We start from the raw sequence: 26,491 nt of genomic DNA on the forward strand, positions 1-26,491 counted from the left end.
TGGGTGCATACCTCCCGGGGTGCGTACCTCCCCGACCGACCGTGCAACGGAGCCCGCAGATGACCGCGCCGTCCCTTCCCGACGCCTCGACCCAGGTGACCTTCCCCGCCGGAGGCGTCGCGGACCGGTCCACGGTCGTGGCGTGCCTGCCCCTGCCCGACGGCCGTCACGGCGTCGTCGTTGCGCGCACCCCGTTCCACCCGCTCGACCACACCTGGCCCGACCAGCCCGCCGACACCGGCACGCTGGGCGGCCAGGCGGTGTTGGACTGCGTCACCGGCGGCGTCGGCCCGGAGGGTGAGTTCGCGCTCGGCGCGGACATCCCCGTCCGGCGTGGTGACGAGGAGTGGGCCTGGCTGGTCGTCCACGTGGTCGCCGAGCCCGTCGCGGTGGGCGAGGAGGTCGAGCTGCTCGTCGACGCCGACCGCCGCGCCGCGCTCTGCGCCGCCCACACCGGCTGCCACCTGCTGGCGCTGGCCCTGAACGCGGCGCTCGCGCCGCGTTGGCGCAAGGACCCGGGCCGCAGCGACTCGCACGGCAACCCGGACTTCGACTCGCTCGCGATGGACACCTCGCGGATGGACACCGCCGCGAGCTACGACGTCTACCGGATCGGCAAGTCGCTGCGGAAGAAGGGCTTCACCGCCGACGGTCTGGCCGAGGACCTCCCGGCCGTCACGGACGCGGTCAACGCCCGCCTGGCGGCGTGGGTCGCCGCGGACTCCGCGGTCCGGATCGAGGCCCCGGGCCCCGAGCTGACCGCGCGCCGGGAGTGGCACGCGGAGCTCCCGGAGGGCCACGCCTCGATCTTCTGCGGCGGCACCCACCTGCACCACCTCGGCGAGCTCGCCGCGCTCAGCGCCGAGCTGCGCCTCTCGGAGGACGGCAGCGAGTTGACCGTCACCACCACGCCGAAGCGTGCCTGACCCGCAGGATCAGATCTTGGTCCGGTGGAAGTTCAGGTAGGACCGGGACGGCGTCGGACCACGCTGGCCGAGGTAGCGCGAACCGTAGCGCTCGGACCCGTACGGGAACTCGGCCGGCGAGGTCAGCCGGAACATGCACAGCTGGCCGATCTTCATGCCGGGGTAGAGCTTGATCGGCAGGGTGGCCACGTTGGACAGTTCCAGCGTCACATGACCGCTGAAGCCGGGGTCGATGAAGCCGGCGGTGGAGTGCGTCAGCAGGCCGAGCCGGCCCAGGCTGGACTTGCCCTCCAGGCGGGAGGCGATGTCGGTCGGCAGGGTCACCACCTCGTAGGTGGAGGCCAGCGCGAACTCACCCGGGTGCAGGATGAACGGGTCGTCCCCGTCCGGCTCGACGAGCCGGGTCAGGTCCGGCTGCTCGACCGCCGGGTCGATGTGGGGGTACTTGTGGTTCTCGAAGACCCGGAAGAACCGGTCGAGGCGCACGTCGATGCTTGACGGCTGGATCATCTCCGGGTCGAAGGGGTCGATGACCACGCGACCGGATTCGATCTCGTTCCGGATGTCCTTGTCTGAGAGCAGCACGGGTCGAGACTACGTGCATGGCAGGACCCCCGCCCAATCCGGCACGGGGGTCCTCATCCGGTTCCGCACGCTCCTCGGCTATGCGAGGGGGGCCACAGCCTCCCGCCGCAGCGCCTGCGTGATCTGCTCCGTCGACAGCACCGCCAGATCCGCAGGCACGGCACTCCGCAGCCGTGCGCACTGGGGACACCGCATCAGCCGTCCTGGGCCGATCCGCGCGGGTCGCAGATTCTGCATCGGGAAACTCGCGGTGCTGAACAGGTGCCCTTCGGCACAACGGACGACAGTGCGCTCCATTGCATCCTCTCCCCAACGCCGTAGGCCAGCCCTGCCACATTAGGGGATCTTCCGGACATACTGCCCACCGGCTCGCCGACCTCGGCCATCCGGGCGTCACAGTACGCCCAGGGCGCTCGGCGGCACCACCGCTGCACGTGGGGCGCGTGATGGGGTAGAGTGAGAATGGATCGGCCGTCCCTGACGGGTGATCAGGCGGGCGTAGTTTAATGGTAGAACATGAGCTTCCCAAGCTTAGAGCGCGAGTTCGATTCTCGTCGCCCGCTCCGGAACAGAAGCCGCAGGCCAAAGGCCTGCGGCTTCTTCCGTTCCTCGGGCCGGCCTCAGTGGCCGGCTGCGGGCGGGGTGCTCCCGGGGACCAGCCCCAGCAGCAGGTCCTGGTCGTCGTCGGTGCGAGGGACCCCGACGAGGATGTTGAGCCCGGGGGTGGCGCTGACCACGAGCGCGGTCGAGGTGAAGCCGATCCGGCCGACGGGCGTGTCGGTCTCGTCGTGCGAGTGGTCGGAGGCGTCCAGGACCGCGTGGCGCTCCCAGTGCTCCCGCATCCGGGGGTTGGTGAGGATGACGGCGTCGACCAGCTCCCGCCAACGCGGATTGTCCAGATTTGCGCTGTAATTCGCTCGGAAGCGCCGGATCATCCCGCTGATCAGCGGCTCCTGCGCGGCCAGTTCCGCATCGCCGAGGGAGGCGAAATAGCGGAGGAAATTCCTTTCCTCTGGCCGGCGTGCGGCCAGGCCGGGAAAACATGCGCCATAGGCCCGGTTGAATACCAGTAGATCGTAGGTCAAGTTGTAGACGCAGGCCGGGAAAGGATCCATTCGGTGGACGATCCGGCGGACCGCGTCGGGCACCGCCAGATTTTCGCTCGAATCGCCCTCGAGTTTCGGTAGGACGGCGGCGAGCCGGAACATGTGTTCCCGTTCCGCGCGGGAGAGGCCGAGGGCGTCGCCGATCGCCTCCAGGGTCCGGACGCTGGGCGTCACCTCGCGTCCCTGCTCAAGCCAGGTGTACCAGGTGGGACTCACGCCGGCGAGGTCGGCGACCTCCTGGCGGCGCAGGCCGGGCGTGCGTCGCCGTGAGCCCGCGGAAAGCCCGGCCTCGGCCGGGGTGCGCCGCTCGCGACTCCTTCGCAGGAAGTCGCCGAGTTCTTTTCGACGCGATGCCTCCATGTGCCCCTCCCCGTTCCCGGCGGTGCGTTCTCGCACCCGTTCTCCCAGAGTGGTACTGGAGATAACAGTATACAGTGTTGCTCTTTTACGCCGTGGGCGTTCCTGCCACGATTCGAGGCATGGAAAAGACATCCACGAAACTCGCTGGGGCACCGTCCACCGCTGCCCCCGTCCGGTCCTCCGTCATCGACGCCGGGAAAGCCGCTGTGGACGGACTCGTCGCGCCGCGGGTCCGGAAGGGTCTGATTCTCACCCTGCTGCTGATCGCCCAGTTCATGGCCGTCCTCGACGTGACGATCGTCAACGTCGCGGCTCCGGCGGTCCGGTCCGACCTGCTCTGCTCGGGATCGGTGCTGCAGCTCATCGTCGCCGGCTACACCATCACCTACTCGACCCTGCTGATCCTGGGATCCCGCTTCGGCGACCGGTTCGGTCATGCAAGGGTCTTCACCACCGGCGTCTTCTTCTTCACCGCCATGTCGCTCGCGTGCGGACTCGCCCCGGACTCCGGGTCGCTGGTGGTGGCACGTCTGCTCCAGGGTGCCGCCGCGGCCTTCATGATGCCGCAGGTCATGAGCCTGATTCAGCGCACCTTCGAGGGTCCGGAGCGGATCCGTGCGGTCAGCCTCTACGGCGCGGTCATCGCGCTCGGCGCGGTCATCGGTCAGATCGTCGGCGGCCTCATCGTCACGGCCAACATCTTCGACCTGGGCTGGCGTCCGATCTTCCTGGTCAACGTGCCGATCGGCATCGCTCTCGGGGTGCTGGCGCTCCGCTTCGCCCCGCGTCCCAAGGGTGACCGGGCCTGGAGCTTCGACCCGCTGGGTGTCGTGCTGATCAGCGCCGCCGTGGTCTGCCTGGTGGTCCCGCTGGTCTTCGGCCAGGAGCTCAACTGGCCGGTCTGGTCGGTCGTGATGCTGGTGCTGGTGCTCCCCCTGGCGGTGGCGACCACCCTGCACGAGCGTCGGGTGGCCGACCGCGACCCGCTGATCTCCCGTCATGTCGTCGGCTCCCGCGGCTTCGTCTGGGTGCTGGCCTTCATGCTCCTGATGCAGTCCTCCTACGCCGGCAGCCTGTTCGTGCAGGCGATGCACCTGGAGGCCGGGCTGGGCTTCTCCCCGCTCCACACGGGTCTGCTCTTCTTCACCGGTGGTGTCGGCTTCGCGGCCGGCAGCTTCACCTGGCGCAAGTTCCCGGCCCGCACCTACCCGCTGCTGCTGGTCCTGGGCCTGCTGGGCGGCGGTGTCGGCTACCTGGTGATGGCCTGGAGCCTGAGTGGCGGCGCGCAGCCGGGCGCGGTCTTCCTGATCGCCAACCTGCTGCTGTCGGCCTGCTTCGGCTACGGCTTCGGCCCGGTGCTCTCGCTGGCCCTCTCCCGGGTGCCGCTGCAGTACGCCGGTGGTGCCAGCGGCATCATGGTCACCGTCCTGCAGCTGGGCCAGCTCCTCGGGATCGCCGCCTACGGCTCGATCTTCTTCGGGCTGCACACCGCCCCGACGGCGGCGAACTCGGCCTCGGCGTTCGGCACGACGCTCTGCTACGCCGCGCTGGGCTGCGGACTCGCCGCCCTCTCCGGACTGGCCTTCGGACGCACGCTCAAGAAGGAAGCCACCGCATGAGAGCATGCGGCGGCTGCGCCCGGCCCGTTCCCCACACCGTGGGGGGCGGGCCGTTCCGCTTTGGTGGAATGGTTGTTGACGAGACGACGCGTCCATGATGACTTTCTCGGGCCGAGACTCTTCGCGTACAGTCCCAGGCGAACAGACAAGCAGCTCATCAGAGCAAGTGACCGTCGGGGGGCGCCACGTGATCCGCATTCTGCTCGCCGAGGACATGAACATGGTGCGCGGTGCGTTGATCGCTCTCCTCGAGCTGGAGCACGACTTCGAGGTGGTCGCCGAACTCGTGCGCGGCGACGAGATCATCCCGACCGCGCTCGAGACGCGACCGGACATCGCCGTCATCGACATCGACCTGCCGGGCCTGGACGGACTGACCGCGGCGGCCCAGCTCCGCGCCCAGCTCCCCAGCTGCAAGGTGCTGATCCTGACCAGCATCGGCCGGCCGGGAACACTGCGCCGGGCCCTGGAGGCCCAGGTCTCCGGCTACCTCATGAAGGACGCGCCGCCCACCGAACTCGCCCTTGCAGTAAGGCGAGTGGTCGCTGGACAGCGCGTGGTCGATCCCTCCCTCGCGGTGGCCTCGTGGGACAGTTCCGCCTGTCCGTTGACCGATCGTGAGCTGGAGGTCCTGCGTATGGTGGCCGGCGGTGCGGAGGTCCCCGAGATAGCGCGTGCGCTCTTTCTCGCCTCGGGGACCGTCCGCAACTACCTGACCTCTGTCGTGGGAAAGCTCAACGCCCGTAACCGGCTGGACGCCGTACGCCTGGCGCGGGAGGCGGGCTGGCTCGTGTGAGCCGGCACCACGCGGCGCCGCGCGGCCGGTCGTGCCGGGTCCCGTCCGCGCCGTCCGCCGGGTCCGCGTCGTCCCCGGTACGGGACAGGGCCGCGAGCAGCACCGCACTCAGCACGGCGAGCTCCTCCGCGGTCGGCGCACCCCGCCGGACGGTCAGCAGCCCTCGGGCTTCGGCCGCGCTCACTGGGGCTGGTTCCCGTGCTTGCGGGTCGGCACCGGCGCGTACTTGTTGCGCAGCATCGCCAGCGCGTCGACCAGCCGGGAGCGGGTCTCCGCCGGTGAGATGACGTCGTCGACCAGGCCGCGCTCCGCCGCGTAGTAGGGGTGCATCAGCTCGGTCCGGTACTCCTTGACCAGGCGCTGCCTGGCCTCGTCCGGCTCGTCGGCGGCCGCGATCTCCCGGCGGAAGATGACGTTGGCCGCGCCCTCGGCGCCCATGACCGCGATCTCGTTGACCGGCCAGGCCAGCGAGACGTCGCAGCCGATGGAACGGGAGTCCATCACGATGTAGGCGCCGCCGTAGGCCTTGCGCAGGATCACCTGGACCCGCGGGACCGTGGCGTTGCAGTACGCGTACAGCAGCTTGGCGCCGTGACGGATGACTCCGCCGTGCTCCTGGTCCACACCGGGCAGGAAGCCGGGGACGTCGACCAGGGTCACCAGGGGGATGTTGAAGGCGTCGCACATGGTGACGAAGCGCGCGGCCTTCTCGCTGGCGTGGATGTCGAGCACCCCGGCCATCGCGGCGGGCTGGTTGGCGACCACGCCCACCGCCTCGCCGTCGAGTCGGGCCAGGGCGCAGACGATGTTGGGGGCCCAACGCTCGTGGACCTCCAGGTACTCGCCGTCGTCCACGATCTCCTCGATCACCCGGCGCATGTCGTAGGAGCGTCCGGGCTCCTCCGGCACCAGGTCGAGCAGGGCGTCGTTGCGGCGGTCGGCCGGGTCCGCGGTGGGAGCGGTGGGCGGCATCTCCCGGTTGTTGGAGGGGAGCAGGGAGAGCAGGTAGCGGACCTCGTCCAGGCAGCTCTCCTCGTCCTGGTGCACGAAGTGGGCGGTGCCGGAGGTCGAGCCGTGCACCTCGGCGCCGCCGAGGGCGTCCTGGCTGATCTGCTCCCCGGTGACCGCCTGGACCACGTCGGGGCCGGTGAGGAACATCTGGGCGGTGCCCTGGACCATGAAGACGAAGTCGGTCAGCGCGGGCGAGTACGCGGCCCCTCCGGCACAGGGGCCGAGGACCACACTGATCTGCGGGATGACCCCGGAGTTGCGGACGTTGCGCTGGAAGATGCCGCCGTAGCCGGCCAGGGCGGTGACGCCCTCCTGGATGCGGGCGCCGGCCCCGTCGCACAGGCCGACCACCGGTGCTCCCGCCTGGGCGGCGAGGTCCATCAACTTGTGGATCTTGATCGCGTGCGCCTCACCGAGCGCGCCGCCGAAGATCCGGAAGTCGTGCGCGTAGGCGAAGACCGTCCGGCCGTGGACCTTGCCCCAGCCGGTCACCACCCCGTCGGTGTGGGGGCGTTTGGCCTCCAGACCGAAACCGGTGGCCCGGTGCCGCCGCAGACCCTCCACCTCGGTGAAGACGCCGTCGTCGAAGAGCAGGGCGAGCCGCTCGCGTGCCGTCAGCTTTCCTTTGCCGTGCTGGGCCTCGGTGGCCCGTTGGTCCCCCTCCCGGATCTCCTCGTACAGGGCTTCGAGTTCGCGAGTCCGTTCCGCGATGGTCATGTGTGTCCTTCCGCTGCAGGTGCGGGGCGGCATACCGACCCAGTCCGCCACCTTGCGGATCGCGGCTCGAAGCGGGCTCGAAGCCCGATCGGACGCCCGTCTCGACCGGCGTCCGAGCCGTGGTCCAGCGCGGCACCGGAGGCTGCCGACGGGCGGATGCTCGAGCACCGCCGGACAGGACGCAGGAAGGGATGCTGACGGTGACTTCGGACGAGGCAAGGACCGCGGAGGACGTGACGGAGCGGACCGGGAGTGCCGCCACGCCAGGGGCGGTCGCCGTGATCGGCACGGGTGTGATCGCACTGGGCTGGATCGCCCTGTTCGCCGCGGCGGGCTACGAGGTACGGATCAGCAGCACCCGGCCCGACGCGGAAGAGCACGTCCGCGAGGCGCTGGCGCTGTACGCCGACTCGCTGCCGCAGGGCGCGCTGCCGCTGCAGAAGTTGACGGAGCGCCTGGTCTTCACGCCGGACGTGGAGAGCGCGGTGACCGGCGTCGAGGCGGTCCAGGAGAACGCACTGGAGGACCTGGAGCTCAAGCAGGCCCTGTTCGCCCGCATCGCCGCCGCCGCCCCGGCCGACGCGCTGCTGCTCTCCTCCACCTCGACGTTGCTGCCCGACGATCTGGGGGCGCTGCTGCCGGAGCCCGGCCGGGTCGTGGTCGGTCACCCGTTCAACCCGCCGCACATCGTCCCGCTGGTGGAGGTGGTGGCCGGTGAGCAGGCCGAGGCCGGACTGATCGAGCGCGTCGTCGCGTTCTACCGCGAGCTGGGCAAGGTGCCGGTGGTGCTGCGCCGCGCCGTCCCCGGCTTCGTCGCCAACCGGCTGCAGAGCGCGCTGCTGCGCGAGAGCATCCACCTGGTGCGCGAAGGCGTGGTGACGGTGGACGAGCTGGACGCCGTGGTGACCTCGTCGATCGGCCCGCGTTGGGCGGTGGTCGGCCCGTTCCGCGCCTTCCACCTGGCCGGTGGCCCGGGCGGGCTGCGGCACTGGCTGGAGCACCTGGGCAAGGGTCTGGAGCTGAGCTGGACCGGCCTCGGCAACCCGCCGGTGGACCGGGCGACCGTCGACCTGCTGCTGGAGCAGGTGGACGCCTCGTTCGGCACCGAGCCGTACCGGTCCCTCGCCGCGCGCAGGGACGTGGAGCAGAACGCCGTCATCGCCGCGGTGGCCGCCGCGCGCGCGGAGCAGGAGTAGCGCGCGAGCGGCGACGGGCACGCGTGAGGGGGTCGGTCCGGAAGGACCGACCCCCTCACGCGCATGCTGCCTCAGGGCAGGCGCACGACCTGCGCGGCGAAGTTGAGCCCCGCCCCGAAGCCGGCGACCAGGGCCAGCGCGCCCGGCCGGACCCGGCCCGACTCCAGCAGCGATTCCAGGGCCAGCGGGATGGACGCGGCCGAGGTGTTTCCGCTCGTCACCACGTCCGTGGCCACGACCGTTCCGGACCCGAGACCCAGGCGCTCGGTGAGCAGGCTGATCATCCGCAGGTTCGCCTGGTGCGGGACGAAGACCTCGATCTGGTCCGGGGTGACGCCGGCCGCGGTGAGCGCGGTCGCCGCGGCCGGGGCGACGGTCTCCATGGCCCAACGGAAGACCCGCCGTCCGTCCATGCGCATCCACGGCCGCCCGGCGGCCGGCTCCGCGGCGAACGACCCCCAGCAGGAGTCCATCCGCAGTGCCTTGTCGAACTCGCCGTCGGCGCCGCGGACCACGGGGCCGAAGCCGGGCTCGTCGGCCGGGCCGACGACGGCCGCGCCCGCGCCGTCGGCGAACAGCACGGAGACCGTGCGGTCCTGCCGCTCCACGATGTCCGTCATCCGTTCGGCGCCGACCACCAGGGCGTGCCGCACATGCCCGAGCCGGACCGCGTCGGAGGCCACGGCCAGGGCGTGGCAGAAGCCCGCGCACGCGCCCGACACGTCGAAGGCCCCGGCGGAGGTCGCACCGAGCTCCCGCGACAGCCGGACCGCCAGCGGCGGGGTCTGCAGCAGGTCGGACATGCTCGCCGAGACGACCAGGCCGACCTCCTCCGGCCCGATCCCGGCCCGGGCCAGGGCCTTGGCACCGGCCGCGCTGCCCATGGCGGTCAACGTCTCGTCGGGAGCGGCGAAGCGCCGCTCCCGGATCCCGCTGCGTTCCTCGATCCACTCGGGCGTGGAGTCGACCTCGGCACACAGTTCGGCGTTGCTGACGACGCGGCGCGGACGACAGCCGCCGACGCCCAGGATCCGGCTGTGGCGGGCGGGCGGGACGCTGATCCCGGGGGTGGGCGTGGACATCGACGACTCCTCGCACTGGGGGCTCCGCCGGTCCGGCGGCACAGTCGGCAGGCTGGTCCGGGCTGCTATAGCCCCCGTCGAGCGGTCGTCGAGCCCGCGGGCCCAGAGTCGTCCCCGGAAGACACGCCCGACACACCCACGGAGGCAGCACCGATGAGCGCGTTCACCCTCGACGAGTTCCGCCGGATCGTGGAGCTGACCCTCGGCGACGCCGAGGCCGACTCCCTCTCCGAGTCCTCGCTGGACACCCAGTTCGAAGACCTCGGCTACGACTCCCTGGCCGTCTACGAGATGGTCGTCCGGATCCAGGACGACTACCCGGTCACCATCTCCGACGAGGAGCTGGACGGGCTGAAGACCCCCGCGGCGCTGATCGCCCACGTCGACGGCGCACTGGCCGCGGCCGCCGCGTAGGCCCGGGGCGCCACCGCGGCGCCGTGGGCGGCCCGGGCCGCGCCGAAGTCCTCCCCCTCCGGCTGCGCCAGCAGCGGCACCACGACGCTCTGCCCGCCGCGCACCGCCGGGTGGCGGCGGGCCGGAGCGGAGAGGCTGCGGTCCGGGGAGGCGTCCAGCAGGACCAGACCGGGCTGCTCGCCGTACGTGTCCAGCAGGGCGCGCAGGGCCGGCCAGTACAGCACCGGGCACTGCAGTTGGTCCGCCCAGAAGTCGGGACGTACCGCCTCGGCGGCCGTCACCGGCCGGGCGGTACGGCTGGAGACCAGGCTGCCCGTCGGCGGCCGCAACCGGGCGCCCGCCAGGGCGTGGGCCTGCCGCTGCGCAGCCGAGGCCATCGAGGGGCTGTGGAACCCGTACCCCGACCGCAACGGGCGGACGGTGAACCCGTCCGCGGCGATCCGCTCCCCGGCCTCGGCCAGCTCCCGCTCGGGGCCGGCCAGCACGGTCTGCCGCGGTCCGTTGACCGCGCCGACGACGACCGTCCCGTCGCAGTACGGGCGCAGCTCGTCGGGGGAGGCGGACACCCCGAGCATTCCGCCCGCCGGCGCGTCCGCGAGCACCTCGGCGCGGTCGGCCATGAGCGCGGCGACCTCGGCCGCGTCCATCACCCCGGCCAGCGTCGCCGCGGCCAACTCCCCGACGCTGTGGCCCAGCAGGAGCGGCCGCTCCGCTCCGCCCCAGCCGCTCACGACGCGGCCCAGCCCGTACCCGACCGCGAAGAGCAGCGGCTGGGTCAGCAACGCGTCGTCCAGTGCGGGGTTCGGGGCCGGACGCAGCCAGGCCTCGCGCAGCTCCGCACCCGTGGGCAGCGCCGCGAGGAACTCCTCGACGGCCTCGGTGAACGCACCGTCGCGGCCGAGCAGGGCCGCCGCCATCCGCTCGCGCTGTGCGCCCTGTCCGGGCAGCAGCAGCACCGTCATCCTCTGCATCTCCATGGCGACCACGCTCGACGCCGCGTCTCGACCGCGGGTCGAGGAGCAGTCGACCCGCGGGAGAGGGGGCGGACCGGCCGGGTTCGAGCGGGGTTCGAGACCCCTGGCCGATGCTCGAAGCACACGTCCTGATCCGATCCTGCAGCAACGTCCTGCACGGAGGGGGTAATCCGCAGTGAACCGACAAGTGGCCATCACCGGAATCGGCGTGGTGGCGCCGGGCGGAGTGGGGAAGAAGGCCTTCTGGGACCTGCTGGTCTCCGGCCGCACCGCCACCCGCACGATCTCCTTCTTCGATCCCGCGCCGTTCCGCTCGCAGATGGCGGCCGAGGTCGATTTCGTCCCCGAGGAACACGGTCTGACGCCTCGCGAGATCAGGCGCCTGGACCGGGCGGCGCAGTTCGCCGTGGTCAGCACCCGGGAGTGCCTGGAGGACAGCGGCCTGCTCTTCGCCGGGGTCGACCCGACCCGGATCGGTGTGAGCGTCGGCAGCGCCGTCGGCGGCACCACCGCGCTGGAGCGTGAGTACCTGGTGCTCAGCGACGGCGGCAAGGAGTGGGAGGTCGATCCGCGCTACATCTCCCCGCACCTCTACGACGCCTTCGTCCCCAGCTCGCTCGCCTCCGAGGTCGGCCGCGCCGCCGGCGCCGAGGGGCCGGCCGCGGTGGTCTCCACCGGCTGCACCTCCGGTATCGACGCCGTCGGCTACGCCCGCGACCTGATCGCCGAGGGCAGCGCCGACGTGATGATCGCCGGTGCGGCGGACACGCCGATCTCCCCGATCGCCGTCGCCTGCTTCGACGCCATCAAGGCCACCTCCCCGCGCAACGACGACCCGGCGCACGCCTCCCGTCCCTTCGACCGGACCCGCAACGGCTTCGTCCTGGGCGAGGGCGCGGCGATGTTCGTGCTGGAGGACCTGGAGCACGCCCGAGCCCGCGGCGCCCACGTCTACGGCCTGGTCGCCGGGTACGCCACCCGCTGCAACGCCTACCACATGACCGGTCTCAAGCCCGACGGCCGGGAGATGGCCGAGGCGATCCGGCACGCGATCGCGGAGAGCGGCATCGCCCCCGAGGACGTCGACTACGTCAACGCCCACGGATCCGGCACCAAGCAGAACGACCGTCACGAGACCGCGGCGTTCAAGGCCACTCTCGGCGAGCACGCCTACCGGGTGCCGGTCAGCTCCATCAAGTCGGTGATCGGTCACTCGCTCGGCGCCATCGGCTCCATCGAGATCGCCGCCTGCGCCCTGGCCATGCAGAACGGCATGGTCCCGCCGACCGCGAACCTGCACGAGCCGGACCCGGAGTGCGACCTGGACTACGTGCCCAACGAGGCGCGCGCCGTCGACGTCGACACCGTGCTCACCGTCGGCTCCGGGTTCGGCGGATTCCAGAGCGCCATGATCCTCACCCGCGAAGGGACAGACGCGTGACCCCCACCCTTGTCGTCCAGCGAGAGGAGCAGCGGCCCGCCGACGAGCCGCGCACCGTCTCCGCCGTGGTGACCGGCATCGGCGTGACCGCCCCGAACGGCCTCGGCACCGAGGAGTGGTGGCAGGCCACGCTGGCCGGGCAGCACGGCATCCGCCCGATCGAGGGCTACGACACCTCGGCCTACCCCACCCGACTGGCCGGCACGGTCACCGGCTTCGACGCCGCGGCGCTGCTGCCGGGCCGGCTGCTGCCGCAGACGGACCGTTCGACCAGGCTGGCCCTGGTCGCGACGGAGTGGGCGCTGGCCGACGCCGGGGTCGACCCCGGCGAGCTGCCCGAGTACGGGATGGGCGTGGTCACCTCCAACGCCGGGGGCGGCTTCGAGTTCACCCACCGGGAGATCCGCAAGCTGTGGACGGAGGGCCCCGAGCACGTCAGCGTGTACGAGTCCTTCGCCTGGTTCTACGCCGTGAACAGCGGTCAGATCTCCATCCGGCACGGGATGCGCGGGGCCAGCGGCGTCCTCGTGGCCGACCAGGCCGGCGGGCTCGACGCGCTCGGCCACGCCCGGCGCACGCTGCGGCGCGGCAACACGCTGGTGGTGACCGGCGGCGTCGAGTCCTCGCTCGACCCGTGGGGGCTCAGCGCCCACATCGCCGGCGGACGGCTGTCCAGCGTGCCGGACCCGGAGCGCGCGTACCAGCCGTTCGACATCGGCGCGAGCGGTCACCTGCCCGGTGAGGGCGGCGCGATCCTGGTCGTCGAGGACGCGGCGGCGGCGCAGGCCCGCAGGGTCCGCCGGTGCTACGGCGAGATCGCCGGCTACGCCGCCACCCTCGACCCGGCCCCGGGCAGCGGACGGCCGCTCGGACTGGAGCGCGCGATCCGGCTGGCCCTGGCCGACGCCGGGGTGGCGCCGGAGGAGGTCGACGCGGTCTTCGCCGACGCCGCCGGCGTCCCGGCCCTGGACCGGGCCGAGGCCCGCGCCCTGGAAGCCGTCTTCGGCCCCTACGGCGTGCCGGTCAGCGCGCCGAAGACGATGACCGGTCGTCTCGCCGCGGGTGGTCCGGCCCTCGACGTCGCGGCGGCGCTGCTGTCCGTCCGCGACGGCATGCTGCCGCCCGCGGTGCACGTGCCGAGCCCGGACCCGGCCTACCGCATCGACCTGGTCCGCGGCGAGCCGCGCGACCTGCGGGTGCGCACCGCCCTGGTGGTGGCCCGGGGCCACGGTGGGTTCAACTCCGCCGTGGTGGTCAGGGAGCCGAAGGCGCCCTGATCCCCACCCTCACCCCGATCGATCAACCGAGAAGCACCTCGACCGAGAAGAACCTCAACCGCGAAGAAGGAGAGAACACATGCTCACCCTGGACGTGCTCAAGCTGATCCTCGACGAGGTCGCCGGCGCGGACGACGACACCGCCTTCGACGGTGACGTGCTCGACGTCGCCTTCGTGGACCTCGGCTACGACTCCCTCGCGCTGCTGGAGGCCGCCTCCCGGGTCAACCTGCGCTTCGGCGTGCGGCTGAGCGACGAGGCCGTGGCCGGTCTGCAGACCCCGCGCGAGTTCCTGAACAGCGTCAACGAGACGCTGCTGCAGGCGGTCTGACCGCATCACCCACAGGACGGGCCGGCTCTCCCCACGGAGCCGGCCCGTCCTGCGTTCCGCGGGCGGCGGCCACACGGAAACACGAGGACGGCCCTGCTCCCGGGGGAGCAGGGCCGTCCTCGTGCACGGGGGGGTCAGAAGGAGAAGCGGTCCTGGGAGACCTTGCGGCGCCGCGTGCGCAGCGCGCCGTCCTCGCGCACCAGGACGTCGCGGACGACGCAGCTGGGCGCGATGACCGGGACCAGCTCGCCCGGCCGGGTCATCATCACCAGGGCGTAGAACTGCGTGTGCAGCGAGCCGTCCGGCTGCTCCTCGACGACCAGCATGTTGAACCAGTGGCGGCGCTGCACCGGGTCCTTGGCGAACCGCTTGGCGTTGAAGTCGCGGACCTCGGCGGCGATCCCGGCCCGGCCCGACGCCGGCGCGGAGTCGGGGGAGTGCTCGAAGACGCCGTCCTCGGCGAAGGTGGCCGCGAACTCCTCGGCCCGGACCGCGTCCAGCAGCTGCACCTGGCGGGCGTAGAACTGCTGCACCTCGGCGTAGAGATCGGCGCTGACGGGACGGGCGGCCGACAGGTCTGCGGACGTCTCGGTGATCGTCATGCGGTTCTCGTCTCCTCGTTGTCGCTTCGGCGCCCGGCTGCTCCGGGCTGCCTGTGGCAAGCCTCGGTGCAGCGGCTCAACGGCTCCTTGAGGTCCTCTCGAGGGCTTGCGACGACGGTGTGGACAGGCCGCACACACGGGTGTGCGGAACCGAGAGGAGCCGACCATGACCGCAGCAGCGCCCGGGCGGGGCACCGCCCTCATCACCGGAGGCACCCGGGGCATCGGCCTGGCAGTCGCCACGACCCTTGCCGAGCGGGGCCACCCGGTCTTCCTCTGTGCCCGTGACGCGGAGGCCGTGGAGGTTGTCGCCAAGGAGCTGCGCGAGCAGGGCTTCCAGGCCGACGGCGCGGCCTGCGACGTGACCTCGCCGGAGTCGGTCCGGGCGATGGTGACCACCGCCGTCGAGCGCTTCGGTCCGATCGAGGTGCTGGTCAACAACGCCGGCCGCAGCGGCGGCGGGGTCACCGCCGAGATCCCCGACGAGCTCTGGTTCGACGTGGTCAACACCAACCTGAACAGCGTCTTCCTGGTGACCAAGGCGGTACTCACCGAGGGCGGCATGCTGGCCCGCGGCCACGGCCGGGTGGTCAGCATCGCCTCCACCGGCGGCAAGCAGGGTGTCGTCTTCGGCGCCCCGTACTCCGCCTCCAAGCACGGCGTCGTCGGCTTCACCAAGGCGCTCGGCCTGGAGCTGGCCAAGAGCGGCATCACCGTGAACGCCGTCTGCCCCGGCTACGTGGAGACCCCGATGGCGGGCGCCGTCCGCCGTCACTACGCCGACATCTGGGACACGACCGAGGAAGAGGTGCTGAACCGCTTCCAGGCCAAGATCCCGCTCGGCCGCTACACCGATCCGGCGGAGGTGGCCGCGATGGTGCGCTACCTGGCCTCCGACGAGGCCGCCGCCGTCACCGCCCAGGCCCTGAACGTCTGCGGCGGGCTGGGCAACTACTGAGTCCGACCCACCTGAGTGGTCGGACAAGGCTGAGGAGGAATCCCGTGACCACAACCGCGGACACCACCGCGCGTCACCAGGTCGAGCACACCGCGTCCACGTCGGCTTCGGCCTCTGCGGGGTACGCGGTCGTCGCCGAGGTGACCCGTTGGCCGCTGTTCTTCGACCCCTGCCTGCACGCGGAGGTGCTGGAGAGCGACGGCCCGAGCGAGCGGATCCGACTGTGGGCCCTGGTCGGCGGTGAGGCCCGCAGCTGGACCTCGCGCCGACGCTTCGACCGGGGCCTGCACCGGATCGACTTCCGGCAGGAGCAGAGCACCCCACCACTCGCCTGGATGGGCGGGTACTGGCGCTTCGAGCCGGATACCGAGGGCACCAGGATGGTGCTCGGCCACGAGTGGGCCTCCGCCACCGACTCCGCCGAGGCGGAGGAGTGGATCGGTCAGGCGCTCGACCGCAACAGCACCGCCGAGATCGCGGCGGTGCGGGACTGGGCCGAGCGGTCGGACGCGTGGGGTCTGGACGAGCTCGTCTTCGACTTCACCGACACCGTCGAGATCGCTGCCCCCGCGGCGGTGGTCTACGACTTCCTGAACCGGGCCGACCTGTGGCCGCAGCGGCTGCCCCACGTCGCCCGGCTGGACCTGACCACCACCCCGGCCTCCGGGACCACGGCCGGCGCGGACGTGCAGACCATGGAGATGGACACCAGGGCGGGTGACGGCACGGTGCACACCACCCGTTCGGTGCGACTCTGCTTCGAGGGGCGCCGGATCGTCTACAAGCAGACCGCCCCGCCGCGCCCGCTGCTCGGACACAGCGGCGAGTGGGTGCTCGAACCGCACGACGGCGGCGTCACGGTGACGGCCCGGCACCATGTGGCGCTGGACCCCGACGCGCTCGCGTCCTGGTTCGGCGAGGACGTCACGCCGGGCGCGGCCCGGACCCGGGTCAGGGAGATCCTCGGCGGCAACAGCCGCCGCACCCTGGAGCAGGCCCGCGCCCATGCCGAGCGGCCGGCCGGGCCGAGCGCCGGGGGAGAGGCTGAGGGGGAGGAGGGAGTGGCATGACCGAGACACTGGTCCCGCACCGGCACGACGGGCCGGCCCTGGAGGCCGGCCTGTTCCACCAGCGGATGGTCGAGATCGGGGACCGGGTCTTCGCCTACGTCCAGCCGGACGGCGGTTGGTGCGTCAACAACGCGGGCGTCCTGGTGGACCGGGACCGGGCCGTGGTGATCGACACGGCCGCCACCGAAGGTCGGGCGAGGATGCTGCGCGACGCCGTCGACGAGACGGCGCGCGTACCTCCCCGGGTCCTGGTCAACACGCACTTCCACGGCGACCACACCTTCGGCAACGCCCTGGTCGCCGGCTCCGACGCGGTGATCGTCGCGCACGAGCTGGCCCGTACCGAGATGGCCGCGGCGGACCTGGGGCTCACCAAGCTGTGGCCGCACGTGGAGTGGGGTGGCATCGAGGTGGTGCTGCCCCAGCTCACCTTCCACGACGGCCTGACGCTGCACCTGTCCGACGGGCGCCGGGCCGAACTGCTGCACGTCGGACCGGCGCACACCACCAACGACACCGTGGTCTGGCTGCCCGAGGAGCGGATTCTCTTCGCGGGTGACGTCCTGATGTCGGGGTGCACCCCGTTCGTGCTGATGGGGTCGGTCGCCGGGTCGCTGCGCGCGATGGAACGGCTGCGGGCGCTCGGCCCGCGGCTGGTGGTCGGCGGGCACGGCGCGCCGTGCGGACCGGAGGTGATCGACGAGACGATCGGCTACCTGCGACGCCTGCAGGACATCGCCCTGGAGGCGCGTTCGGCGGGCATCCCCCCGCTGGAGGCGGCACGTGAGGCGGGGGCCGGTCCCTACGCGGACTGGCTCGACCCCGAGCGGCTCGTCGGCAACCTGCACCGGGCCGCGGCCGAGCTGGACGGAGCCGTGGACGGCGCCCCACTGGACGTCATCCGGATCTTCGGCGAGCTCGTCGAGTACAACGGAGGTCGGCTGCCGGACTGCTGGGCGTAGTCGCCCGGGAGGAGCACGTCGCAGTGCGCGGTCGTGCCGCGTGGGTCCACCCACGCGGCACGACCGCGCACGCCTTTTCCGCCACACCCTCTAGGCTCGTCCGTGTGCTGACGGAGATAGCCCCGACCGGGGTGCGGGTGGTGGAGGCCTTCGGCGACGACACCGAGGAGGAGACTCCGGCCGAGGTGCGGGCCCTGCTGCCGGCGGTCGCCGTGGTCAAGCGGCTGAAGGAGTTCGCCACCGCCCGTCGCTGCGCGATGGACGCGCTCGAGGCCCTCGGTGCGCCGGCTGTCCCGCCGGCCAAACTGGCCAGTGGGGCCCCGCACTGGCCGACCGGGGTGGTGGGCAGCATCACCCACACCACCGGCTACCGGGCCGTCGCCGTCGCCCGCTCCTGCGACTACCGCTCGTTGGGCGTGGACGCCGAGCCCGCCGTGCCGTTGCGGCCCGGGTTGCTGGAGGGCGTCACCTGTCCCGAGGAGCGTGCCGAGCTGCTGCGGCTCGAAGCGGTCGACCCGCAGACCCCCTGGGACAAGCTGCTGTTCAGTGCGAAGGAGGCGGTCTACAAGGCCTGGCGGCCGGTGGTCGACACCCCGCTGGGCTTCCAGGACGTCCGGGTCGGCTTCGACCCGGAGTCGGGACGGCTGCGGCTGCGCGCCGCCCGGACCGGACTGCCGCCGCTGGACGGCGGCTACCTGGTCCGGTCCGGGCTGGCGGTCACCGCGGTGTGGCTGCCGAACCGGTGACGGCCAGCTCGCGCTCCGGCGCGGTCCAGGTGCCGTACCGGCCGCGCTGGTAGAGCAGCGGCCGGCGGCCCTGGACGGCGGCCTCCTGGATCCTGCCGATCAGGATCACGTGGTCGCCGGCCTCCACCGTGTCGTCCAGCGTGCACTCGGCCACGGCCGAGGCCACCTCGTGCAGCACGGGCGCGCCGTGGGCCGCGGCGGAGGCGTGCCAGCCCAGCCCCGCGAACTTCGGGCCGACGCCGGTGGCGAACTGCTGGGAGACCCAGTCGGCGCCCTCGGCCAGGATGTTGAGCACGAAGGCCCGGTGGCCGAGCAGCGCGGGCAGGGTCCGCGACCCCTTGTCGACGCAGACCAGGAGCAGTGGTGGTTCGGCGGACACCGCCGACACAGCCGTGCAGGTCAGTCCGCGTGGCTCGCCCTCGAGTCCGAGTGTGGTGACGACGGAGACCGCCGCCGGGAACGAGCCGAAGAGCTCCTTGAACGTACCGCTGTCAACCGCCATCGTGCCTTCCGCCGTTCTCATCGTCGACCGATCGGGATGAGGGCAGTGTGCTGAGCGGTACTTCAGCGGACCTGGAAGCCAGGTCGAACCCGTTCACGGTGAACCGTCCGACCGTCAGCTCCAGTCCCTGGCCGCGCGGTTCGACGGCGTAGGTGGCCAGCCCCAGGAGCAGCCGGTCCGCTCCGCCGGAGGGTTCCGTGCGCACGACGACCCCGTCGACCTCGAAGCGGACCTCGGTGTCGTCGAGCTCCAGCGCGCAGCGGACCATCCGTCCCGGCACGCCGTCGCCGACGCGTCGCGGCAGGTCGAAGGGGTCCGCGCCGGACGGGGAGGGCAGCCGCTCGTAGAGGGCGGACACGCTCGTGCCGGTGAGGGACAGTCCGAAGACCGCGCCGGCCACCCGGTCCACGGCCAGCAGCGCGGCGGACGCCGAGTCCGCCGGCCCGTGCACGGTGACCGCCAACTCCGCCTGCACGCGCAGCCGGCGGCGCCCGTCCGGACCGGTGAGTCCGAAGGAGCCGGTGTCGTCGGGGCGGCTGAACGCGGACCAGCGGGGCATCGGCGAGGCCGCCGCGGCCGTGAAGGCCGGGTGGCCGCTGACCGGGTCGACGGCCTCCGGGACGACCAGCAGTCCCGGAGCGGTGCGTCGGGCGACCCCGTCGCCGCCGGGCCGAACGGCCCAGCGGTCGACGGGCAGCGCGTCCCCGGCCGGAGCACCGGTCGAGCCGGTGCGGAAGTCCTCGTCGAACAGCACCGCGCTCATCCGGCCCGCCCGAGTCGCTCCAGGAACTCGCTGCCGTCGCCCAGCAGTTCCGCGGCGCCGTTGCCGCCCAGCACGGCGCGGTGCAGGCGCTGCATCCGCGGTGACGGCTCGACGCCGAGCTCCTCGTTCAGGGTCCGGCGCAGGCGGCGGAACTCGTCCAGCGCGCGGCCGGCCCCGCCGGCCCGGTAGAGGGCCACCATCAGCTGGGCGCTGAACTTCTCGTTGAGCGGGTGTCGTGCGGAGAGCGTGCACAGCTCGGCCACCAGGTCGGCGTGCCGGCCCAGTTGCAGGTCGGCGTCGACACGCAGCTCCAGCGCGCGCATCCGGGCCTCCTCCAGGCCGAGGGACTCCAGCCGGAGGACCTGGCCGAGCGGCACGTCCATCAGCGCGTCGCCCTGCCACAGGCCCAGGGCCTGCCGGAGCAGGTCGCTGGCCAGGCGCGGGTCGTCGTCCTCCAGGGCGGCCGTGCCGCGGCCGACCAGGTCGTGGAAGTCCCTGGCGTCCAACTGCGCGTCGTCGACGCAGAGCCGGTAACCGCTGAAGGACGTGGCGAGCACCTCCTTGGCGCGGTGCTGCTGCCCGGGAGGCAGCACCGCGCCGATCTTGCGACGCAGCTGGAGCACGTAGGTCTGCAGCGTGGTGGCGGCGCTCCGGGGCGGTTCGTCGCCCCAGACCTCCTCCATCAGCAGCGAGGTCGGCACGACCCGGCTCGATCGCAACGCGAGCAGGGCCAGGATCTGCCGTGGCTTGCCGGCGCTCGGCAGGATCGAAGCTCCGTCCCGGAGGACCGAGAACGGTCCGAGCACTCTGATTTCCATAGCGTTCCCCCACATTCGATCCAGGGTCCACCGCGGTTCGGTGCGTTCCCATGCTGAGCTTCGCAGCCGGCACCAGCCGCACCCCAGTGCCGCAGTCACGTGATGACCCGTGAATTCCTCATGGTCGAGAGCTGAGCCGTGCACTGTCTCGACGGGGCCGGGACCTCGACAATTCACACAGATGATCAGGACCATCCGGGACGGCCCCGGACGGGCGGGACGGGGGTGACGGTGGTGTCTGCTTCGTCGGCGTCACCCGACTCGCCGGGGCCCTTCGGGCCGGGCCGGGAGACCTTCCCGCTCTGGTCGCTGCCGACGCACGTCCGGGTCGCCGAGCAGGGCGACGGGCTGCTGGTCCAGGGACGCTGGAGCACGGTCCGGCTCGCCCGGACGACGCCCGAGGTCACTGAGGCGCTGCGGCGGATGCAGCTCGGTCCGGTGCTGCTGGAGAACGTGGTGGCCGCCGGCGCGGCGGAGCCCGCGCTGCGCCGGGCGCTCGCCCGGCTGCGAGCCATGGTGGTCCACTCGCTGGGTCAGGACGACCTGCGGGGCCCGCTGCTGTCGGTCGCCCCCGTGCACCGCGCGGCGCGCTTCAGCGCCAGGCAGCTGCCGCAGGACCAGCCGGTACGGCTCGGCAGCTCGGTGGTGATCCGCAACAACGGCCGCGGCTTCGTGATGAGTTCGCCGTCCGCCCGGCACCGGATGCTGTTGCACCTGCCGGAGCCGCTGTGGGTGCTGTCGCTGCTGGGCGGTCCCACGCCGCCCTCCCGACTGCTGGCCGAGGCCCCGTTGTCGCCCCCCGTGACCGCGGCGATCCTGTCCTACGTGGCGGGCGCCGGGATGGTCGTCCCGGAGCGCTGACCCCGGCCCGTACCGCCCGAGCGCTGCCGCAGTTCCGCGTACTCCCTGGGAACCTCCGCCTGCAGCCGGAAACGTCCGTCGCCCGTTGCCTCGGTGGAGAGTCGGCCCCCGACGGCCTCCAGCCGCATCCGCAGGTTGCTGAGGCCGCTGCCGCTGTGCGGGGAGCGGTCCGCGACCCCGTCCACCACGCCGTCGTTGGTGAGCGTCAGGGAGATCCCGATCGGGCAGCCACCGGCGTCGATGGAGCAGTTGCGCACCCGGCTGTGGCGCAGCACGTTGGTGACGCCCTCGCGCAGCACCGTCGCCAGCACCGTGTCCGCGTCCGGCGTCAGCTCACCGAGCTCGCACGCGGCGACGACCTGGATGCCGGCCGCCTCCAGCATGGAGCGCGCGGACTCGATCTCCTGGAGCAGGGACATGTCGCGGTAGCCGCGGCTGATCTGCCGCACGTCCGCGAGGGACTGCCGGGAGAGGGTGAGGATGTCGCCGATCTCCTGCTCCGCCCGGCCGGGGTGCCCCGGGATCAGCCGCAGCAGCAGTTCGCTCTTGAGCGTGATCGCCGACAGGCTGTAGCCCAGCAGGTCGTGCAGGTCGCGGGCGAAGCGCAGCCGCTCGTTGGCGACCGCGAGCCGCGCCAGCTGGCCGCGGGTCGCCTGGACGTGGACCACCAGCTGGGTCAGCCGCGTCAGGCCGTAGACCACCAGCCCGGTGAGCATGGTGGACTCCCCGAGGTAGGCGCAGTCGACGACCGACCGCCCCTCCAGCACGGGCTCGACCACCATCGTGACGCAGACCAGGCCGTAGAGCGGCCAGGCGGCCCGCGGTGGGAGCAGCAGGAGCAGGGAGCCGGCCAGGAAGCCCGCCATGGAGCCCCATTCGGCGTGCAGGGCGAGCAGCGGCAGGTAGGTCAGGGCGGCCTGGAGTCCCAGGGTCAGCGCCCGTCTGCGCCGGGAGGCCCGGGCGGCGTCGGGTTTGGAGTGCAGGTACTGCAGGCAGGCGACCGCCGCCAGGCAGCAGCCGGCCATGGCCAGCAGTCCGCCGCTCAGCCTGCTGCTGAGCAGGTTGAGTATCGTGATCAGGATGTAGCTGGTGAGCACCGCCGCCAGAATGGCGCGGGCAAGTCTCAGCGGGGGGACGTCCGGTTCCTGGATGCGGGCCTCCTGGACCGCGTCCGAACGCGTCGGAGTGGCGCCGTCAATGTCCACACTGTCCCCCGAGTGTCGTGAGCACGGCCATCGTGGAGTGTAGTCGAGAGCCCTGCGCTGGTCTGCACCAGCGCAGGGCTCTTGACGTGGCCTTCACACGGGGGAAACAGAGCGTCAGACGAAGATCGAGACCGGGTTCAACTCCTGGTACGGCAGCGGCTCGTCACGGCGGCCGGCGGCCACCGGGGCGTCGAACAGCCGTCCCGGGGCGAAGCGGGACCAGAACGGGCGCAGGCCGGGGACCACGGCCTTGACGACCGGCAGGCCGATGTCGGGCCGGGTCTGGTCGAGGACCAGGAGGTCCAGGCCGCGAGCACCGAGCGTCCGGGTCAACTCCGCGATGTCGTCGGCGAGATCCGGCCGTGGCCGGTGACCCGCCGGGTCAGGGGCGAGCGCGGGCAGCTCCGGATCGGGCAGCAGGTAGGGCTGGTTGGCCGCGGTCGCGTGCCGCCACCACACCCGGGCGTGCGGGTCGGGCACCGCGTAGCCGGTCCCGTCGGGGCCGGCGTCCAGGACCGCGGGGAGCAGCTGGCCCATCTCGGTCATCGCCCGGCGCAGCGCGATCGCCGGGTCGAAGTGCGCGCCGAAGCCGAACAGCACGTCCTCACTCGGCTTGTCGGTCCGCCGCGAGAGCGCGACAACCGTGGGGATGCCCAGGTCGGAGGTCAGGTCGAGGGCCCAGACCTCGCGGTTGACGCTGCGGTAGCCCGCGCGCAGCCGCTCCAGCCAGGGTTCGGCGAACGCCTCCAGGTCCACCGCGGGCTGCCGGGTCCGGTTGTACCACCACAGGGCCACCGCGTCCCGTTCCACCAGCTCCAGGGTGCCCTGCAGCAGGGCGTCCTCGAGGCTGCTGCCGGCCGCGTTGCCGTTGGAGTCGGCGCGCAGGCCGCCCGGGTCGCGGTCGACGCCGGAGAAGTAGAGCATCGAGGTCGGCAGCAGGCGGTGCCGCTGCTCGGTGAGCGACCAGATCGGCGTCCAGTCGCGGACGGCGTTCTCGTCGAAGCGCTCACTGACGTAGTGGAACGGCGAGTTGGCGGCGTTCCAGCGGCTGCGCTCGGCGAACTGCTGCTCGGAGTAGAGCTGGCAGGCGTTGGGGTGGATCGCCAGTTCGCCGAGGGCCCGGAAGGTGTCGCGGACCACCGGCTCGTCCCCGTGCCGGGTCGCGCTGTAGCGCTCCACGGCCTCGCACAGCGCGCCGACCCGGGCCTCCGTGTCGTTCAGGCCCTTGCCGCCGCTCAGGGCGCGCAGACCGGCCCGCAGCCCGTCCAGGTTCTCCGGATCGAGGGCCAGGTTCGGTCCGGACAGGCAGGCGTGCAGGAAGGCCGGGCTGCGCGGCGCACGGCGCAGCTCGCGGACCACGCCGGTGACGGGGCTGACCAGGTGGCGGTGGCGTTCCAGCATCTGCTCGGCGGTCAGCGCGCGGTGGCCGTTACCGTCGAGGTCGGCCTTGGGCTGCGAGGTCACCCGGAACGGCGCTCTGATCCGGGCACCGACGAGTCCGGGGTCGCCGCACGCGGTGCACTGCGGACGCCGGTGCACCGGGTGGTGCTTGCCACCGCCCAGTCCGAGCGTCTCCAGCACCAGGATCGCGTCCTGGGTGTTCCGGCGGACCCCGGCGAGCCACTTGGCCGCCTCCAGCACCGCGGCGTGCAGGCCCATGGTCCGTCCCGCGGCCAGCGACGACTCCGGGCGGGCGAGGGGACTGTCCATGCCGAGGGCGCGGCGCAGCGGCTGCTCCGAGCGGCGGTTGCGCCGCAGTCGGTCCGCCAGGCAGTTCCAGCAGGGCCCGTCCTGCGGGCGGAAGACCGGCCCGATCCACGGGTCCGCCCCGCCGGGCTTGGCCAGCAGCCACGGGATCCCCGCGGCGCGGTGCTCCCGGTCCACCTCGGCGAGGCGCGGGTCGAGGTAGTCGGCGCAGAACACCAGCGACAGGGCGGGGCTCGCGCCTCCCTCCACGGTCGCGGCGGTGTCGGCCGGCGCGTCGAAGGCCGGTGTGGTGAGGGCCGGTGGCGCGTAGAGCGTTCCGCCGTCGGCCGGGACGGGGTCGCCGACCAGTCGGAGGCCGGACTCGCGGCAGGCCGCCGCGGCCTGGGCCTCGGTCACGCCGTCGAGCACGACGATCCGGACCGCCGTCTGTCGCAGCCAGTGGCTGGCCTTGCGGCCGTCGAGGCCGGCCAGGTCCCAGTAGGCCTCGCCGGCGCGGTCGGCCGGCTGCGGGGAGTTCTCGTCCAGCACGGCCACCAGGCCTGCGCCGGTCAGCGCGTCCACGGCCTCCCGCGCCTCGTGGCGCGGCACGGTTCCCGAGGCCTCCGCCAGTACCTGGGCCAGGCTCCTGCTGCCGTCCAGCAGCGGCGCCAGCGCTTCGGCCGTGGCACCCCGGGCGGCGGTCACGCCATGGTCCGACAGCAGATAGACCGCCTCGCCCGGCACCACCACCGGCCGGATGTGACGCTTGAAGGCCACCCGGAACTGCTCGCCGCCGTTCTCCGGCCGCTCCGTCGTGCGCACCCTGTCCCCCTGTCCTTCCGCCCGTCTCCTGGGGCGCTCGCCATGCCTACGGCCTTGCGGTAGCTGTCCTGCCGAATCCGGGTCGTCCGGTCAGGCGGCAGCGCCCCGCCTCATCGGTTCGGCGATGACGCAGACGGTGAAGAGCGCCACGGCATCGGGCGCGCCCTGCTCCAGGTCCTCCAGCAGCAGCGCGGTGTGCGCGGTCGGCACCTCGGCGCGGGCGGCGGAGGGGCGGAAGGCGCGGTAGAGCTCGAACAGGTCGGACATCGGGATTCCCATCCTTCGTTCGCTTGGTGAACTCGGTCTGTGTGCTGCTTGCGAAAAGAATTCTGGAAGACACCGATGACCATCTCCAGTGCCCCAGTCACCACCCCGACGTGAAGATTTCACGGTTCGGCCGAGCCCCGTCCTAGGGTCGCCCAAGCCGTGCGCAGGCCGATTCGGCGAACCTTGGCGGTCACCCCACCACCGTGAGGGGCCAGTCGAGGACGACGGAGGCACGCGATGACCAACGAGCGCCACCACGACCAGGAGTTCGGCCGCCTGCGGCCGCGTCACCAGGAGGAGTCGGGACGGTACCCCGACGTCCCGTTGCTCGTGACGGCCGGTGAGCCCGAGGAGGCCTGGGACGAGGCCGAACCGTTCATCTGGCGCAGCATCAACTGATCCGGGAGCGGACTCGTTGCTCCAGCGGCCCTCGGGCGGGCGTCGAGGCGGTCACGGTGGGATCACCGGGGAACCGTCGGACCGGCCGGCCCGGTCGGCCCGTGAGGACTGCCACGAGGAGCGACGATGAGCAGGATCCTGGTGACCGGCGCCACCGGCGGCGTCGGCAGGCATCTGACCGGAAGGCTGTTGGAGGGCGGCGCCCAGGTGCGTGCGATCTCCCGCGACCCGCAGCGGGCGGCGCGCGTGCTGCCCCCGGACGTCGAGGTCGTCGGCGCCGACCTGGGCGACGTCCATGCGCTGGAGCAGGCGTTGGACCAGGTCGACGCGGCCTACGTGATGCTCGACGAGAACGCCGGCGCGGCCTTCGCCAAGGCGGCCCAGGCCGCGCCGGGGCTGCGGCACCTCGTCGTGCTCTCCGCCACGGCCGCGCAGTACCCCGAGGTGGACAACCCCATGTTCCGCAAGCACGTGCGGGGCGAGGCCCATCTCGCCGCGGCGGGTGTGCCGACCACCCTGCTGCGCCCGTGCGCCTTCGCCACGCTGGCCCTGCTGTGGGCGCCCGCGGTGCGCGGTGACGGCACGATCCGGGTGCCGCACCCGGAGCTGACGGTGCCGCTCATCGACCCGCGCGACATCGCGGAGGTGGCGGCGGTGGCCCTGCTCGGCGGGCCGGAGACGTGGGCCCGGCGGGCGTTGACGCTGACCGGTCCGGAATCCCTCGACATGGCCGACCGGGTGCGGGTCCTGGGGGAGGTGCTGGGCCGCCCGTTGCGTCTCGAGCACCAGCCGGAGGAGGAGTGGATCCGCCAGGCGTCGGCGCACACGCCCGAGGCCTGGGCCCGTGCGCTGGTGGGGGTCGAGCGGTTCTTCGCCGCCCACCCGCAGTCGGTCGTCGACACCGTCGCCCAGGTGACCGGGCGCCCTGCCCGGAGCTTCCGCGACTGGGTCGCCGACCATGCGGCCGCGTTCGAGTGACCTGGACCACGACGGCG

At 72.4% G+C, this 26,491-nt stretch carries 29 protein-coding genes and 1 tRNA gene; 16 read left to right on the plus strand and 14 right to left on the minus strand.

What is annotated here, in order from left to right; translation table 11 throughout:
• Window positions 1–59: 59 nt before the first annotated feature.
• The gene (locus tag BMY61_RS08010; protein ID WP_042454692.1) at window positions 60–926 is read left to right on the plus strand and encodes an alanyl-tRNA editing protein; all 867 of its coding nucleotides are present in this window, start codon (window positions 60–62) and stop codon (window positions 924–926) included.
• 9 nt (window positions 927–935) lie between these two features.
• On the opposite strand, the gene dcd is transcribed toward BMY61_RS08010, so the two are convergent.
• Both dcd and BMY61_RS47475 read right to left on the minus strand, forming a co-directional pair.
• Window positions 936–1,511, minus strand: a complete 576-nt coding sequence (gene dcd / locus BMY61_RS08015; protein WP_042454694.1) for a dCTP deaminase — start codon at window positions 1,509–1,511, stop codon at window positions 936–938.
• 78 nt (window positions 1,512–1,589) lie between these two features.
• A complete protein-coding gene (locus tag BMY61_RS47475) occupies window positions 1,590–1,808 on the minus strand; it encodes a hypothetical protein (RefSeq protein WP_042454696.1) in 219 nt (72 codons plus the stop codon).
• Between the two features lie 195 nt (window positions 1,809–2,003).
• On the opposite strand from BMY61_RS47475, the gene BMY61_RS08025 reads away from it, so the two are divergent.
• Window positions 2,004–2,074: transfer RNA gene (locus BMY61_RS08025), tRNA-Gly, on the plus strand.
• A 57-nt stretch (window positions 2,075–2,131) separates the two neighbouring features.
• Here the strand turns inward: BMY61_RS08025 and BMY61_RS44820 are convergent.
• Complete coding sequence (locus BMY61_RS44820; RefSeq protein WP_052439165.1) at window positions 2,132–2,977, minus strand: helix-turn-helix transcriptional regulator; 846 nt, start codon at window positions 2,975–2,977, stop codon at window positions 2,132–2,134.
• Window positions 2,978–3,096: 119 nt separating this feature from the next.
• On the opposite strand from BMY61_RS44820, the gene BMY61_RS08035 reads away from it, so the two are divergent.
• A complete protein-coding gene (locus BMY61_RS08035) occupies window positions 3,097–4,596 on the plus strand; it encodes an MFS transporter (protein WP_082015404.1) in 1,500 nt (499 codons plus the stop codon).
• A 187-nt stretch (window positions 4,597–4,783) separates the two neighbouring features.
• Window positions 4,784–5,392 carry a response regulator transcription factor gene (locus tag BMY61_RS08040; protein WP_075003820.1) on the plus strand — a complete coding sequence of 203 codons (609 nt, stop codon included), beginning with the start codon at window positions 4,784–4,786 and terminating at the stop codon, window positions 5,390–5,392.
• Here the strand turns inward: BMY61_RS08040 and BMY61_RS48735 are convergent.
• Window positions 5,331–5,576, minus strand: a complete 246-nt coding sequence (locus BMY61_RS48735; RefSeq protein WP_369405962.1) for an acyl-CoA carboxylase epsilon subunit — start codon at window positions 5,574–5,576, stop codon at window positions 5,331–5,333. The genes BMY61_RS08040 and BMY61_RS48735 overlap by 62 nt on opposite strands.
• Window positions 5,573–7,120: an acyl-CoA carboxylase subunit beta gene (locus tag BMY61_RS08045; RefSeq protein WP_236656480.1), complete on the minus strand. Its 1,548-nt coding sequence runs from the start codon at window positions 7,118–7,120 to the stop codon at window positions 5,573–5,575. Before BMY61_RS08045 ends, BMY61_RS48735 begins: the two co-directional genes overlap by 4 nt.
• Window positions 7,121–7,320: 200 nt before the next feature.
• On the opposite strand from BMY61_RS08045, the gene BMY61_RS08050 reads away from it, so the two are divergent.
• A complete protein-coding gene (locus tag BMY61_RS08050) occupies window positions 7,321–8,316 on the plus strand; it encodes a 3-hydroxyacyl-CoA dehydrogenase NAD-binding domain-containing protein (protein ID WP_236656482.1) in 996 nt (331 codons plus the stop codon).
• 71 nt (window positions 8,317–8,387) lie between these two features.
• Here BMY61_RS08050 and BMY61_RS08055 read toward each other — a convergent pair whose 3' ends face one another.
• Window positions 8,388–9,398, minus strand: coding sequence for a beta-ketoacyl-ACP synthase 3 (locus BMY61_RS08055; protein WP_042454698.1), 1,011 nt, complete (start codon window positions 9,396–9,398; stop codon window positions 8,388–8,390).
• Window positions 9,399–9,551: 153 nt separating this feature from the next.
• On the opposite strand from BMY61_RS08055, the gene BMY61_RS08060 reads away from it, so the two are divergent.
• Window positions 9,552–9,812 carry an acyl carrier protein gene (locus BMY61_RS08060; RefSeq protein ID WP_042454700.1) on the plus strand — a complete coding sequence of 87 codons (261 nt, stop codon included), beginning with the start codon at window positions 9,552–9,554 and terminating at the stop codon, window positions 9,810–9,812.
• On the opposite strand, the gene BMY61_RS08065 is transcribed toward BMY61_RS08060, so the two are convergent.
• A complete protein-coding gene (locus BMY61_RS08065; RefSeq protein WP_042454804.1) occupies window positions 9,713–10,789 on the minus strand; it encodes an acyltransferase domain-containing protein in 1,077 nt (358 codons plus the stop codon). The genes BMY61_RS08060 and BMY61_RS08065 overlap by 100 nt on opposite strands.
• Before the next feature lie 172 nt (window positions 10,790–10,961).
• On the opposite strand from BMY61_RS08065, the gene BMY61_RS08070 reads away from it, so the two are divergent.
• The 3 genes from BMY61_RS08070 (at window position 10,962) to BMY61_RS08080 (ending at window position 13,835) form a co-directional block, all read left to right on the plus strand.
• Window positions 10,962–12,227 carry a beta-ketoacyl-[acyl-carrier-protein] synthase family protein gene (locus BMY61_RS08070; protein ID WP_042454702.1) on the plus strand — a complete coding sequence of 422 codons (1,266 nt, stop codon included), beginning with the start codon at window positions 10,962–10,964 and terminating at the stop codon, window positions 12,225–12,227.
• 65 nt (window positions 12,228–12,292) lie between these two features.
• Complete coding sequence (locus BMY61_RS08075; protein ID WP_161791316.1) at window positions 12,293–13,504, plus strand: ketosynthase chain-length factor; 1,212 nt, start codon at window positions 12,293–12,295, stop codon at window positions 13,502–13,504.
• 79 nt (window positions 13,505–13,583) lie between these two features.
• On the plus strand, window positions 13,584–13,835 hold the full coding sequence (locus BMY61_RS08080) for an acyl carrier protein (protein WP_042454706.1): 252 nt from the start codon (window positions 13,584–13,586) through the stop codon (window positions 13,833–13,835).
• 134 nt (window positions 13,836–13,969) lie between these two features.
• Here the strand turns inward: BMY61_RS08080 and BMY61_RS08085 are convergent, their stop codons facing one another.
• Complete coding sequence (locus tag BMY61_RS08085; RefSeq protein ID WP_042454708.1) at window positions 13,970–14,437, minus strand: nuclear transport factor 2 family protein; 468 nt, start codon at window positions 14,435–14,437, stop codon at window positions 13,970–13,972.
• 166 nt (window positions 14,438–14,603) lie between these two features.
• On the opposite strand from BMY61_RS08085, the gene fabG reads away from it, so the two are divergent.
• The 4 genes from fabG (at window position 14,604) to BMY61_RS08105 (ending at window position 18,173) form a co-directional block, all read left to right on the plus strand.
• A complete protein-coding gene (gene fabG / locus BMY61_RS08090) occupies window positions 14,604–15,395 on the plus strand; it encodes a 3-oxoacyl-ACP reductase FabG (protein WP_042454710.1) in 792 nt (263 codons plus the stop codon).
• Window positions 15,396–15,439: 44 nt separating this feature from the next.
• The gene (locus tag BMY61_RS08095) at window positions 15,440–16,465 is read left to right on the plus strand and encodes an aromatase/cyclase (protein ID WP_042454712.1); all 1,026 of its coding nucleotides are present in this window, start codon (window positions 15,440–15,442) and stop codon (window positions 16,463–16,465) included.
• Window positions 16,462–17,427, plus strand: a complete 966-nt coding sequence (locus BMY61_RS08100) for an MBL fold metallo-hydrolase (protein WP_082015406.1) — start codon at window positions 16,462–16,464, stop codon at window positions 17,425–17,427. Before BMY61_RS08095 ends, BMY61_RS08100 begins: the two co-directional genes overlap by 4 nt.
• Before the next feature lie 104 nt (window positions 17,428–17,531).
• Window positions 17,532–18,173: a 4'-phosphopantetheinyl transferase family protein gene (locus BMY61_RS08105; RefSeq protein ID WP_042454714.1), complete on the plus strand. Its 642-nt coding sequence runs from the start codon at window positions 17,532–17,534 to the stop codon at window positions 18,171–18,173.
• On the opposite strand, the gene BMY61_RS08110 is transcribed toward BMY61_RS08105, so the two are convergent.
• The 3 genes from BMY61_RS08110 to BMY61_RS08120 are packed head-to-tail and all read right to left on the minus strand — an operon-like array spanning window position 18,145 to window position 20,256.
• Window positions 18,145–18,675 carry a flavin reductase family protein gene (locus tag BMY61_RS08110; protein ID WP_042454716.1) on the minus strand — a complete coding sequence of 177 codons (531 nt, stop codon included), beginning with the start codon at window positions 18,673–18,675 and terminating at the stop codon, window positions 18,145–18,147. The two genes, BMY61_RS08105 and BMY61_RS08110, sit on opposite strands and share 29 nt — an antisense overlap.
• Window positions 18,665–19,438 carry a DUF6081 family protein gene (locus BMY61_RS08115; RefSeq protein ID WP_042454719.1) on the minus strand — a complete coding sequence of 258 codons (774 nt, stop codon included), beginning with the start codon at window positions 19,436–19,438 and terminating at the stop codon, window positions 18,665–18,667. The genes BMY61_RS08110 and BMY61_RS08115 overlap by 11 nt, the downstream gene beginning before the upstream one ends.
• The gene (locus BMY61_RS08120; RefSeq protein ID WP_042454721.1) at window positions 19,435–20,256 is read right to left on the minus strand and encodes an AfsR/SARP family transcriptional regulator; all 822 of its coding nucleotides are present in this window, start codon (window positions 20,254–20,256) and stop codon (window positions 19,435–19,437) included. The genes BMY61_RS08115 and BMY61_RS08120 overlap by 4 nt, the downstream gene beginning before the upstream one ends.
• Before the next feature lie 234 nt (window positions 20,257–20,490).
• Between BMY61_RS08120 and BMY61_RS08125 the strand changes: the two genes are divergently transcribed.
• Window positions 20,491–21,117, plus strand: a complete 627-nt coding sequence (locus tag BMY61_RS08125) for a hypothetical protein (RefSeq protein WP_143094225.1) — start codon at window positions 20,491–20,493, stop codon at window positions 21,115–21,117.
• On the opposite strand, the gene BMY61_RS08130 is transcribed toward BMY61_RS08125, so the two are convergent.
• From BMY61_RS08130 to BMY61_RS46005, 3 genes are all read right to left on the minus strand, one after another.
• On the minus strand, window positions 21,078–22,322 hold the full coding sequence (locus BMY61_RS08130; protein ID WP_063773346.1) for a sensor histidine kinase: 1,245 nt from the start codon (window positions 22,320–22,322) through the stop codon (window positions 21,078–21,080). The two genes, BMY61_RS08125 and BMY61_RS08130, sit on opposite strands and share 40 nt — an antisense overlap.
• A gap of 114 nt (window positions 22,323–22,436) precedes the next feature.
• On the minus strand, window positions 22,437–24,830 hold the full coding sequence (locus BMY61_RS08135; protein WP_143094226.1) for a TOMM precursor leader peptide-binding protein: 2,394 nt from the start codon (window positions 24,828–24,830) through the stop codon (window positions 22,437–22,439).
• A 90-nt stretch (window positions 24,831–24,920) separates the two neighbouring features.
• The gene (locus BMY61_RS46005; RefSeq protein ID WP_161791314.1) at window positions 24,921–25,097 is read right to left on the minus strand and encodes a hypothetical protein; all 177 of its coding nucleotides are present in this window, start codon (window positions 25,095–25,097) and stop codon (window positions 24,921–24,923) included.
• 237 nt (window positions 25,098–25,334) lie between these two features.
• On the opposite strand from BMY61_RS46005, the gene BMY61_RS46010 reads away from it, so the two are divergent.
• Entirely contained in the window at window positions 25,335–25,496 is a 162-nt protein-coding gene (locus tag BMY61_RS46010; protein WP_161791315.1) for a hypothetical protein, read from the plus strand.
• 126 nt (window positions 25,497–25,622) lie between these two features.
• Window positions 25,623–26,474: an SDR family NAD(P)-dependent oxidoreductase gene (locus tag BMY61_RS08140; protein ID WP_236656484.1), complete on the plus strand. Its 852-nt coding sequence runs from the start codon at window positions 25,623–25,625 to the stop codon at window positions 26,472–26,474.
• The last annotated feature ends 17 nt before the right edge of the window (window positions 26,475–26,491 follow it).

The organism is Streptacidiphilus jiangxiensis (assembly GCF_900109465.1).
In the GTDB taxonomy this organism is placed as follows: Bacteria; Actinomycetota; Actinomycetes; order Streptomycetales; family Streptomycetaceae; genus Streptacidiphilus; species Streptacidiphilus jiangxiensis.